Source organism: Acidovorax sp. KPB24-07, assembly GCF_057543315.1.
On sequence record NZ_BAAJYS010000112.1, the window covers coordinates 1 to 11,425 of the forward strand.

An 11,425-nucleotide genomic window follows, 5' to 3' on the forward strand; every position below is an offset into this window, starting at 1 on the left:
GGCCGGCACGGTGGAAGCGCCGGCGGTGCCCGAGGCGGCCGGCGCCGAAGACGCGGGCGCCACGGCGGCAGGCGTTGCACCGGGGAAGAAGGTGGCCTTGTGGCCGTTGTGCACTTGCCACTTGTCCCATAGCAGAACCATGGAAAAGCCAAATATCACCCACAGGATGGTGCGGCGAATGTCGTTCATGAAGACTTCTTCGGTGAGGAGGGGGTGGAGGACGTGGAAGGAGACAGGCGCGAGAACAGCCGCAATGCGCGGGGCGGTTCTTCGGGCACCGGATCATGCCCTCCATCGCACCAGGGCTGGCACCGTGCCAGACGGTGCAGCGTCAGATAAGTTCCGGCTGCGGCGCCATGGCGTTCAAGTGCCTGCAGCGAATAGGCTGAACACGTGGGCTCGAAACGGCAGGCCGATCCGAGCCAGGGGCTCAGCACCAGCCGGTAGCCACGCACCAGCGCCATCAGCAGCGCGCGCATCATGACACAGGCGCCGGGGCGGGCTGGGGCGCCGCTGCCGTCGGTGCCCCAGCGGCCGTTGCAGCAGCGCCGCCGCTGCGCCGCACGGCGTAGCCGAACAGCTGCAGCAGTTCGGCGCGAACCGCCTGCTTGAGGGCATCGGACGTGGCGCTGGTGAACTGCTTGCGGTCGAACGTCGCCCGCAGGCGCACCACGTGCGCGGCCTGCGGCAACTGGGACTCGAACGAGGCGGCCACGGCATGGATCTGCCGCTTGATGGTGTTGCGGGTGACCGCGCGGCGGGCCCAGCGCTTGGGCACCATGGCGCCCAGCCAGACGCCGGGCGGCTCGGCCATGCCAAACAGGGCCTGCGGCCCTTGCGCATCAGGCAAGGGGCCGGGCCCTGTGGGAGGTGCGGGAGGCGATGCGGCCGCTGCGCCGGTGGGAGCGAGACCCAGTCGGTGCAGTGCGAAGTGTGCGGTGCGGGAGACCGTTCCCCCGGCCATGGCGGCCTGGAACTGCGGACGGGTTTTCAGCCGTTGCATGGGAGGGTTCCCGCCCGGAACCGGGCCGAGTGTCGTGGCGGCCTTAGACGGCCAGGCGCTTGCGGCCCTTGGCGCGGCGTGCGTTGATGACGGCACGGCCGCCGCGCGTCTTCATGCGCACGAGGAAACCGTGGGTGCGCGCACGGCGCGTCTTGGAAGGCTGGTAGGTACGTTTCATGGTCAATGTCCTTGAGGGTTAGGTTCCGGGCGCAACTCGCAAGATGCGGGTTCCAGGCCCTCCGGATGCGGCACTTCGATCAAGATCAAAGCGCTTGGCCCGGGCGTTATTGCCCTGAACGCATTCAGGGAAACCGGCGATTATTGCAGGCTTGTGCCGGCGTGGCAATGGCGAGGCGGCAGTACAGGGGGTTTGCGGCGCGGGTGGCGCGCGCCGTGGGCGCCCTGGCCGAGGTTGTGGATAACCCCTTGAAAAGGTACAATCTGCGGCCCTGAATCGTTCCTCCTATCCACAACAAGAACCGCCATCAATGACCGAGGAACCTTCCCGCAGCCCCGACAACGACCCAGGCGCCGATGCCGGACAAGGACTGTGGCAAGCCTGCGTCGAGCAGCTTGCGCAAGACCTGCCGGAGCAGCAGTTCAACACCTGGATCAAGCCGCTCACCGCCCAGGTCGCTCCCGACTTCTCCAAGGTCACCCTGCTGGTGGCCAACCGCTTCAAGCTCGACTGGATCCGTGCGCAATACGCCGGCCGCATCGCGGCCCTGCTGGAAGGCCTCTACGGCCAGCCGGTGTCGCTTGAGTTAGCGCTCGCTCAGCGCGAGACCGTTGCCCGCACTTACGTGCGATCCACGCCGACGGGGCAGGTGGTGTCGTCCGAGCCCACGCCCGCCGCGGCGCCCAGTGACGAGCCGGTGGCTGGTGCCTTCCGCTCGCGCCTGAATGCCGCGCTCACGTTCGAGACGCTGGTCGAGGGCACGGCCAACCGCATGGCGCGCTCGGCGGCCATGCACGTGGCGGGCTCGCCCGGCCACCTGTACAACCCCCTTTTCATCTATGGCGGCGTCGGCCTGGGCAAGACCCATCTGGTGCACGCGGTGGGCAACAAGCTGCTGGCCGACAAGCCCGACGCGAAAGTTCTCTACATCCATGCCGAGCAGTTCGTGTCGGATGTGGTTAAGGCGTACCAGCGGCGCACGTTCGACGAGTTCAAGGAGCACTACCACTCCCTCGATCTGCTGCTGATCGATGACGTGCAGTTCTTCGCGAATAAAGACCGCACGCAGGAAGAGTTCTTCAACGCGTTCGAGGCGCTGCTGGCCAAGAAGAGCCACATCGTGATGACCTCGGACACCTACCCGAAGGGCCTGGCCAACATCCACGAGCGGCTCGTCTCGCGCTTCGACTCCGGCCTCACGGTGACCATCGAGCCGCCCGAGCTGGAAATGCGCGTGGCCATCCTGATCAACAAGGCCCGCGCCGAAAGCGCCGACATGCCCGAGGAAGTGGCCTTCTTCGTCGCCAAGAACGTGCGCAGCAACGTGCGCGAGCTGGAAGGCGCGCTGCGCAAGATCCTGGCGTACTCGCGCTTCAACCAGAAGGAAGTCTCCATCCAGCTCGCCCGCGAGGCGCTGCGCGACCTGCTGTCGATCCAGAACCGGCAGATCTCGGTGGAAAACATCCAGAAGACGGTGGCCGACTACTACAAGATCAAGGTCGCCGACATGTACAGCAAGAAGCGCCCGGCCAGCATCGCCCGGCCGCGCCAGATCGCCATGTACCTGGCCAAGGAGCTCACGCAAAAGAGCCTGCCCGAGATCGGCGAGCTGTTCGGCGGGCGCGACCACACCACGGTGCTGCACGCGGTGCGCAAGATCGCCGGCGAGCGCCAGCAGCTCACCGAACTGAACCAGCAGCTGCACGTGCTGGAGCAGACGCTCAAGGGTTGATGCCGAAGTGGCCCCGCACCCCCACGGAGCGCGCCCGGTTCACGGGCAAAATGGCGTGCTGGACGGCATGAGGGGGCATGGCCCATGCCGCCGTCCTGGCACGTTTCCCAAAACCACCAAAGGTTGACGACATGATTGTCCTGAAGGCAACACAAGACAAGGTTCTCGCGGTTCTGCAATCGGTGTCCGGCATCGTCGAGCGCCGGCACACCCTGCCCATCCTGGCGAACGTGCTGATCCGCAAGACGGGCAACGCGCTGCAGCTGACCACGAGCGACCTGGAGATCCAGATCCGCACCACCGCCGAGCTGGGCGGCGACACGGGCGACTTCACCACCACGGTGGGCGCGCGCAAGCTGATCGACATCCTGAAGACCATGCCCGGCGACCAGACCGTGAGCCTGGAGTCGAGCCAGTCCAAGCTGATCCTCAAGGGCGGCAAGAGCCGCTTCACGCTGCAGTCGCTGCCGGCCGAGGACTTTCCCCTGGTGCAGGAATCGGCCGCCTTCGGCCCCGCCTTCAGCGTGCCGCAGAAGGTGCTCAAGGACCTGCTGGGCCAGGTGTCGTTCGCCATGGCGGTGCAGGACATCCGCTACTACCTGAACGGCATTCTGTTCGTGGCCGAAGGCCAGCAGCTGAGCCTGGTCGCCACCGACGGCCACCGCCTGGCCTTCGCCAGCGCCACGCTGGACGTTGAAGTGCCCAAGCAGGAAGTCATCCTGCCGCGCAAGACCGTGCTGGAGCTGCAGCGCCTGCTGTCGGATGCGGGCGGCGAGAACCAGCCGCACATCGAGATGCAGTTCGCCAACAACCAGGCGAAGTTCACCTTCGGCGGCATGGAGTTCGTCACGAAGCTGGTCGAGGGCAAGTTCCCCGACTACAACCGCGTGATCCCCAAGAACCACAAGAACAGCGTGACCCTGGGCCGCGCCCCGCTGCTGGCCAGCCTGCAGCGCACCGCCATCATGACCAGCGACAAGTTCAAGGGCGTGCGCCTGAACCTGGAGCCCGGCACCCTGCGCGTGGCGTCCAACAACGCCGAGCAGGAAGAGGCCGTGGACGAACTCGACATCGACTACGGCGGCGACACCATCGAGATCGGCTTCAACGTCACCTACCTCATCGACGCTCTGGCCAACATGGGCCAGGACATGGTGAAGGTGGAGCTGTCGGACGGCAACAGCTCGGCGCTGCTGACCATCCCCGAGAACGAAACCTTCAAGTACGTCGTGATGCCCATGCGCATCTGACGCACCCGTCTTTCAGCGCCGGGGGTGAGTGCTATGCTTTTTGTAGCTACATGCCCTAGAAGAATATGCGCTGGAGGCCGATTTGACCCTTATTGAACATTCAGGAAACCCCCCGGTTTCCACGGACCCCAAGGCCATCCATGACCGCTGAGAACACCCTGCCCGAGCCTTCCTCCAACGGCGCGGGCGAAGCGCAGCCCTTCACCAAGATCGACACCCAGCAGGCGGGCGCCAGCGAAGGCTACGGCGAAGGCGCGATCCAGATCCTGGAAGGCCTGGAGGCCGTGCGCAAGCGCCCCGGCATGTACATCGGCGACACGTCCGACGGCACGGGCCTGCACCACCTCGTCTTCGAAGTGGTGGACAACTCCATCGACGAGGCGCTGGCCGGGCACTGCGACGACATCGTCGTCACCATCCACTCGGACAACTCCATCAGCGTGACCGACAACGGCCGCGGCATTCCCACCGGCGTGAAGATGGACGACAAGCACGAGCCCAAGCGCTCGGCCTCCGAGATCGCGCTGACCGAACTGCACGCCGGCGGCAAGTTCAACCAGAACAGCTACAAGGTCTCGGGCGGCCTGCACGGCGTGGGCGTCTCCTGCGTGAACGCGCTCAGCAAGATGCTGCGCCTGACGGTGCGCCGCGAGGGCAAGGTGCACGTGCTCGAGTTCAGCCAGGGCTTCGTGCAGAACCGCATCATCGAGACCGTGAACGGCGTCGAGATCTCGCCCATGAAGGTCATCGGCGACACCGACAAGCGCGGCACCGAGGTGCACTTCCTGCCCGACACCGAGATCTTCAAAGAGAACAACGACTTCCACTACGAGATCCTGGCCAAGCGCCTGCGCGAGCTCTCGTTCCTGAACAACGGCGTGCGCATCCGCTTGAAGGACGAACGCACCGGCAAGGAAGACGACTTCTCCGGCGCCGGTGGCGTGAAGGGCTTCGTCGGCTTCATCAACGCCAACAAGAAGGTGCTGCACCCCACCGCGTTCTACGCCACGGGCGCGCGCCCGGCCGAAACCTACGGCGGCATTCCCGGCACCGAGATCGGCGTCGAGGTGGCCATGCAGTGGAACGACGGCTACAGCGAGCAGGTGCTGTGCTTCACCAACAACATCCCGCAGCGCGACGGCGGCACCCACCTGACCGGCCTGCGCGCCGCCATGACCCGCGTCATCGGCAAGTACATCGATGCGCACGAACTGGCCAAGAAGGCCAAGGTCGAGGTGAGCGGCGACGACATGCGCGAAGGCCTGTGCTGCGTGCTGAGCGTGAAGGTGCCCGAGCCCAAGTTCAGCAGCCAGACCAAGGACAAGCTGGTGTCCAGTGAAGTGCGCGCGCCGGTGGAGGACATCGTCGCCAAGACGCTGACCGACTACCTGGAAGAGCGCCCCAACGACGCCAAGATCCTGTGCGGCAAGATCATCGAGGCCGCCCGCGCCCGCGAAGCCGCCCGCAAGGCGCGCGAAATGACGCGCCGCAAGGGCGTGCTGGACGGCATGGGCCTGCCCGGCAAGCTGGCCGACTGCCAGGAAAAAGACCCCGCGCTGTGCGAGATCTACATCGTCGAGGGCGACTCCGCCGGCGGCTCCGCCAAGCAGGGCCGCGACCGCAAGTTCCAGGCCATCCTGCCGCTGCGCGGCAAGATCCTGAACGTGGAAAAAGCGCGCTACGAAAAGCTGCTGACCAGCAATGAAATCGTCACGCTCATCACCGCCCTGGGCACCGGCATCGGCAAGGCCGCGGTCGAATCCGGCAAGAGCGGCGTGGACGACTTCGACGCCGCCAAGCTGCGCTACCACCGCATCATCATCATGACCGACGCCGACGTGGACGGCGCCCACATCCGCACCCTGCTGCTGACCTTCTTCTACCGCCAGATGCCCGAGCTGGTCGAGCGCGGCCACATCTACATCGCGCAGCCGCCGCTGTACAAGGTCAAGGCCGGCAAGGAAGAGCTGTACCTGAAGGACGCCCCCGCGCTCGACACCTTCCTGCTGCGCATCGCGCTCAAGGACGCCAGCGTGACCACCGGCGGCGCCAGCCCGCAGACCCTGACCGGCGACACCCTCACCGCCCTGGCGCAAAAGCACCAGCTCGCCGAGGCCGTCATCCACCGCCTGTCCGCCTTCATGGATAAGGAGGCCCTGCGCGCCATCGCCGACGGCGTGAGCCTGAACCTGGACACCGTGGCCGACGCCGAAGCCAGCGCCGTGCAACTGCAGGCCAAGCTGCGCGAGCTGACCACCAACGGCATCCCCGCCGAAGTGGCCGGCGAGTTCGACGTGCGCACCGACAAGCCCATCCTGCGCATCAGCCGCCGCCACCACGGCAACGTCAAGAGCAGCCTGATCACCCAGGACTTCGTGCACGGCGCCGACTACGCCGCCCTGGCCGAAGCCGCCAGCACCTTCCGCGGCCTGGTCGGCGAGGGCGCCAAGGCCCTGCGCGGCGAAGGCGAGAAGCAGAAGGAAGAAAAAGTGTCCGACTTCCGCCAGGCCATGGCCTGGCTCATCTCCGAGGCCGAGCGCACCACCAGCCGCCAGCGCTACAAGGGCCTGGGCGAAATGAACCCCGAGCAGCTTTGGGAAACCACGATGGACCCCGAAGTGCGCCGCCTGCTGCGCGTGCAGATCGACGACGCGATCGAGGCGGACCGGGTGTTCACCATGCTGATGGGCGACGAGGTGGAGCCGCGGCGGGATTTCATCGAGACGAATGCGTTGCGGGCGGGGAATATTGATGTCTAAGGACACCGGATATCTTGTCTAAATAGCAGCTTGAAACAGCATTAAACAATATAAAAATCAATGACTTAGAACCACGCCCATGGTTAAACACCATGGGCCGTGGTTCAGTTATCCATGGATTGGCACAGACGCCAAATGGCCGCAGAGCGCACGCCGTGAGGCTTTATCAGCCCAGCCCGCTTCATGCTTTGCATCAGATTTTTGACCTTATTGGCTTTCTGCTCTTCAGTCAGAACGTCGGGTAGCTTCCGAAGCAACAGGGCATCCAAATCCGTTCTGGTGGCCTGCCCATACTGCTGCAGATAGTCCAGCACCAGCTTTTGGTAGTACCGGTCATCCAGGCCGCGCTGGTGGATGTACTTCGCCTTCTGCCCCAAGGCATCGGCCATCTTGGCTGAGATGAAATACCTTGGGGCGCGCCCTTCAATCAGCCCCAGATCACGCAAGCTCTTGGCCTCTGCTGCTGAAAGAGTTTGGCCCTTCTGTAGCCTGTCCAGCAGCAGTACCTGGCCCAAGCCCAGATCTGCGCGCGCCATCAGTACCCGCGCAAATTTGGAATCCAGCATCCGTCCCTGCAGGGTCAACTCCACACGTGGAAACCCTTGTGGAGTCTGACCAAACTCGTAGTCGGGTAACGGAAAAAACCGCTGGCGCTGGGTCGTGAACATGCGACGTATGCCGCTGCCCGCCTGGTCAATCATTCGCAGCCGGATCATCGCATCGATGAGCCATTGGTTGCGGTAGTGCTCCGGCGGGGACTGGTGTTCCAACATCCACGCCACGCTTTCCGGAATGAACTGCCCCAGGTTGCTGAACACCAGCCGGTCTGGGTGCTCCACCAGGTTGATTTTGCCGCCCAGAACATAGTCTTGGTGGGCGACGCAGTTGTGCAGCGCTTCGCGAAGTACCCAACTATCGTACTGTGGCACTGGCGTGGGAAACAGCGACCCATCGGGCATGTGGTCCAGCGTCACATTTCGAATGCGAGTGCACAACTGTTCGGTCGCCAGAAGGAAGGGGATTCCAAATGGCTGTGAAGTGACCGTGTCATTGAACGCATCTCGCAAAATCCAGGTCATCTTTGCATCTGCTGGGCCCAGCAGATGTGCGGATTCATCCTTGCCCAGCAGCAGCAGGGCTGCACGTGTCACACGCCCTTGTTTGGTCACGCGCGCCTTGTTCAGCAAGGTAGAAACCTCCAGGCCCGCGACTTCGGAGCGGATGGCCTCATGGCGTTCACCATTTGGCTCACTTCGTACCAAGTACTCGGTATAGCGCAATCGCGCCGCATCAATGGCCCGGTGGTCCAAGTCATCCAGCGACGCCTCTGGCATCACCACCCCAGTCCAATCCTCCGCTATACCTAGCGCACCCCACAAGCGGGACTCATGGTTGGGAAATTCCGCCAACTTCACCAAATGGCTGTCCAAGCGGATATAGCGCACATGCTGAAAAGCGACAGGTGCCCCACGTGCAGGGTGTATCTCCAACATCACTACATGGAGACCTTCGTACCTCAACTCATGAAAAGTGAAGTCGGCGCGGGGTTTCGTCATCACCTGCAGCCACATTGACAACGATTGGTTGCCAACCTTCTGCTGGAACGGGTCAAACCCCGTACCCGACACCCGATGGCTGCCATCTTCGACGCCCCACACCAGCCAGGCTCGATCTCGTCCCTGCAACGCTGCTGTATTGGCAAGCCCTGAAAGGTAAGCACCGATCCTTTCGGCGTCGGACAAATTGGATTTGAACTCCACCACCGTCTGTTCGCGCGCAGTCCCAGCAAGGATTCCAAGGTGGCTCGCAGTGCACTGGCATCCATCAGAAAACTCCTGGGGGAAACGGACGGCGCCCAACAGCGTTTCGCTCGAAAAGGCACGAACGAACTCTCACTGATGCACGGCCACGCTCAAGCGCTGCTAGGAGTTGGCACCAGTGAGTCAGCAACTGAACAGTGTCGGTTCCCATCGCAGCGCCTTCGCCGTTCCGCACAACGACGAATTGGGAGCGAGGGCGCTGGCTATCGTCCGGGTCGAATGAGAACTTGCCACCGCCGCCGCCGATAAAAGCCAGTGAGGCGGACAGTGGTTCGATGAGGTCGGTTGTTTCGGGTGGCGCCAGATCTGGCGATGTGATGGGAAGCATCGAGTGGGCATGTGGTGGGCCGAAGGACTGCTTTTACCCGAGCCAGAAGGTTATTCCAAGAAACGAGTTGATCAAAAGTTGTATGACGCGTTGGTTAAAGTCCGCGTCAATTGAATGATCAAAAAACACAGGGAGGTAGACGAAATGAAAGACCCCTACGAAAACATCCTGATCGGCAATTTCCTCTACAGCCTGGGGCTCGTGATCGGGCGGCGGTTTCCGGACAAGCCGTTGCCGGGGGTGGTGAACCTGCTCCAGCAGACGCCGCTCGACGGTCCCTTGGGGGATGTGCTGCTCCGCTATCCAGGCGTCGTCCGGCTGATCGAGTTCAAGCGGGCGTCCAACGACAGCGACAAGGAGTCGGACAAGCTCGACACCCTCAAGCTGTCGCTTGAAAACGAGCCGGCGCTGCAGCAGGTGTCCCGCGCCATCCATTGGTACGTGGAGTCCTCCAAGGGGCCATTGAACTGGCGCACCCGGGTCTGCCCCTACCTGGACTTCGCCGGGGGCCAGAGCCCTCCACTCGACTTTCAAGCATTCACGCAATCGCTTGCGGAGACGGTGGGAAAGGCGCAGGCCGAGGAGTTTCCCGATGCCCTCATCCAGCGCTATCTGGACGCGGTGGCCGCTTTCTCCGGCAAGTCGGGCACGTCCTCATCGGGGCTGCTGGTGTCCGTGGGCCAGGACGGGACGCTGCACTACATCGCGCTCGAAAGCATCGGGGAGCTGCGCCAGGAGTTGCAGGTCCACCGGCAGCAGGCGGACGAGCGGAGCGCCAGCATCGCGCAGGAGCGCGCCCTGGAGCACAAACCCCAGGGGAAAGGCCTATCTCTGTGATGAACGATGCACAACGCAGCGTGGAGCGCATCCACCAGCTGTCTGACATGCTGCAGTCGCTGATGCAACAGGCGGCGGTGCTGCAGCAAAAGGCCGATGCCTCCATGGTCCAGTCGCGCCACGCCTCGGACGCGCTGAAACGGGCCTGCGACCGGCTGCCTGTGACGGTGGGCACCGCCATCGAAACGGTGCTCGAGCCGGCCGCGGAAAAAGCCGCGGCGAAGATGACCGCCACCTGGGCCCAGGCGAACGCGGCGGCCGCCGAGGCCACGAGGACCTTCGCAGCGGCGCAGGAAACGCTGCAGTGGAAGATGCTGGCGTATGCCTGCACGGGGGCACTGGCCGTGGTGGTCCTGATCGCGGCGGCGATGGCCTACCTGTCTCCGACCGAAAGAGAGCTGAAGGCACTGCGCGCCGAGCGGCAGATGCTGTTGGCCGACATGGATCGGCTCAGAAAGGCGGGCGCGGGCCTGGAGGTCGCGCAGTGCACTCACCAGGGGCGGCCGAGGACCTGCGTGCGCGTGGATGCCCAGTCTCCCCGATTCGAAGGGGGCTACCTGCTTGTGCCTGCACGGTAGGAAGCGGCAAGATCCTGCGAGTTCCTTCCGCTTCTTCTCCGTTTTCTTTTCTTCTTCGTTTTGCGATGAACGCCCCGCGCAAGGCCCTGCCCCGCATCGATCCCGCCCGCTGCACCGGCTGCGGCTGGTGCGTGGCCGTGTGCCCGCCGCATGTCCTGTCGCTGCAGGTGCCGGGCCCGCAGCCGTGGGGGCGCAAGCAGTCGGTGCTGCACGATGCGCCGGCCTGCACGGGGTGCGCGCTGTGTGCGGTGCGCTGTCCGTTCGATGCGATCGGCATGGTGCGCACCGGCTGAGGGCTGCCCGCGGGGCCTGTAGGACAAATCGCGTCAGGCGTCGGGGCGCTGGGCCCACCCGCGATCGGTTCCCTGCGTGTTGTGATCGCGTCTTGTTTGTTTTGTTGTTCACCGCACAAGGAGCACCGCATGTCCGAAAAATCCGCATCCGTCCATTGGGAAGGCGCTGGCAAGACCGGCCAGGGCCAGATCAGCACCGAGACCGGCGCGCTCAAGCAGCACCCCTATGGCTTCGGCAGCCGTTTCGGGGACGACCGCAAGGGCACCAATCCGGAGGAGATCGTGGGCGCGGCACACGCGGCCTGCTTCACGATGGCCTTCGCGTTCGCCTGCGAGAAGGCCGGCATTTCCACCGAGACCCTCGACACCACCGCCAAGGTGCGGCTGGCCAAGGAGGGCGAGGGCTTCAAGATCGACCGCATCGCCCTCACGCTGACGGCCAAGGTGCCGGGCCTGGACGAGGCGCAGTTCCAGAAGATCGCCGCCGAGGCCAAGGCGAACTGCCCGCTGTCCAAGGCCCTGGCGAGCGTGCCCGAGATCACCCTGACCGCCACGCTCCAGGCCTGACGGCAGGCGCCGTGCCGCCGCGCGGCCGGCGCCGCGCGTTGGAGCCGAAATGGCCTCCAGCGCAATCGATACTAGGGCAT

The 11,425-nt window shown here is 64.3% G+C and carries 11 protein-coding genes and 1 pseudogene; 7 read left to right on the forward strand and 5 right to left on the reverse strand.

Going from position 1 to position 11,425, the window contains the following annotated elements:
• The 4 genes and pseudogenes from AC27IQ_RS13135 to rpmH all read right to left on the reverse strand — a co-directional run.
• Positions 1-189: pseudogene (locus AC27IQ_RS13135) on the reverse strand (membrane protein insertase YidC); the annotation flags it as partial.
• Complete coding sequence (gene yidD / locus AC27IQ_RS13140; RefSeq protein ID WP_284430579.1) at positions 186-482, reverse strand: membrane protein insertion efficiency factor YidD; 297 nt, start codon at positions 480-482, stop codon at positions 186-188. The pseudogene AC27IQ_RS13135 and the gene yidD, both read right to left, overlap by 4 nt.
• Positions 479-1,003: a ribonuclease P protein component gene (locus AC27IQ_RS13145; RefSeq protein WP_284430580.1), complete on the reverse strand. Its 525-nt coding sequence runs from the start codon at positions 1,001-1,003 to the stop codon at positions 479-481. Before AC27IQ_RS13145 ends, yidD begins: the two co-directional genes overlap by 4 nt.
• A gap of 43 nt (positions 1,004-1,046) precedes the next feature.
• Positions 1,047-1,181, reverse strand: a complete 135-nt coding sequence (rpmH, locus tag AC27IQ_RS13150; protein ID WP_005798102.1) for a 50S ribosomal protein L34 — start codon at positions 1,179-1,181, stop codon at positions 1,047-1,049.
• Between the two features lie 310 nt (positions 1,182-1,491).
• Here rpmH and dnaA point away from each other — a divergent pair, with 310 nt between their 5' ends.
• From dnaA to gyrB, 3 genes are all read left to right on the forward strand, one after another.
• Positions 1,492-2,913 (forward strand): chromosomal replication initiator protein DnaA, encoded by a 1,422-nt coding sequence (dnaA, locus tag AC27IQ_RS13155; RefSeq protein WP_272566399.1) that lies wholly within the window; start codon positions 1,492-1,494, stop codon positions 2,911-2,913.
• Positions 2,914-3,044: 131 nt separating this feature from the next.
• Positions 3,045-4,163: a DNA polymerase III subunit beta gene (gene dnaN / locus AC27IQ_RS13160; protein ID WP_284397642.1), complete on the forward strand. Its 1,119-nt coding sequence runs from the start codon at positions 3,045-3,047 to the stop codon at positions 4,161-4,163.
• A 140-nt stretch (positions 4,164-4,303) separates the two neighbouring features.
• On the forward strand, positions 4,304-6,922 hold the full coding sequence (gene gyrB, locus AC27IQ_RS13165; RefSeq protein ID WP_487089727.1) for a DNA topoisomerase (ATP-hydrolyzing) subunit B: 2,619 nt from the start codon (positions 4,304-4,306) through the stop codon (positions 6,920-6,922).
• Positions 6,923-7,026: 104 nt separating this feature from the next.
• Here gyrB and AC27IQ_RS13170 read toward each other — a convergent pair whose 3' ends face one another.
• Positions 7,027-8,685 carry an RNA-binding domain-containing protein gene (locus tag AC27IQ_RS13170; protein ID WP_487089728.1) on the reverse strand — a complete coding sequence of 553 codons (1,659 nt, stop codon included), beginning with the start codon at positions 8,683-8,685 and terminating at the stop codon, positions 7,027-7,029.
• A gap of 529 nt (positions 8,686-9,214) precedes the next feature.
• Between AC27IQ_RS13170 and AC27IQ_RS13175 the strand changes: the two genes are divergently transcribed.
• From AC27IQ_RS13175 to AC27IQ_RS13190, 4 genes are all read left to right on the forward strand, one after another.
• Entirely contained in the window at positions 9,215-9,907 is a 693-nt protein-coding gene (locus AC27IQ_RS13175; RefSeq protein ID WP_487089729.1) for a hypothetical protein, read from the forward strand.
• Positions 9,907-10,485, forward strand: coding sequence for a hypothetical protein (locus AC27IQ_RS13180; RefSeq protein WP_487089730.1), 579 nt, complete (start codon positions 9,907-9,909; stop codon positions 10,483-10,485). Before AC27IQ_RS13175 ends, AC27IQ_RS13180 begins: the two co-directional genes overlap by 1 nt.
• Before the next feature lie 65 nt (positions 10,486-10,550).
• Positions 10,551-10,778, forward strand: a complete 228-nt coding sequence (locus AC27IQ_RS13185; RefSeq protein ID WP_272566411.1) for an ATP-binding protein — start codon at positions 10,551-10,553, stop codon at positions 10,776-10,778.
• A 129-nt stretch (positions 10,779-10,907) separates the two neighbouring features.
• A complete protein-coding gene (locus AC27IQ_RS13190) occupies positions 10,908-11,345 on the forward strand; it encodes an OsmC family protein (RefSeq protein ID WP_272566412.1) in 438 nt (145 codons plus the stop codon).
• Positions 11,346-11,425: the final 80 nt, after the last annotated feature.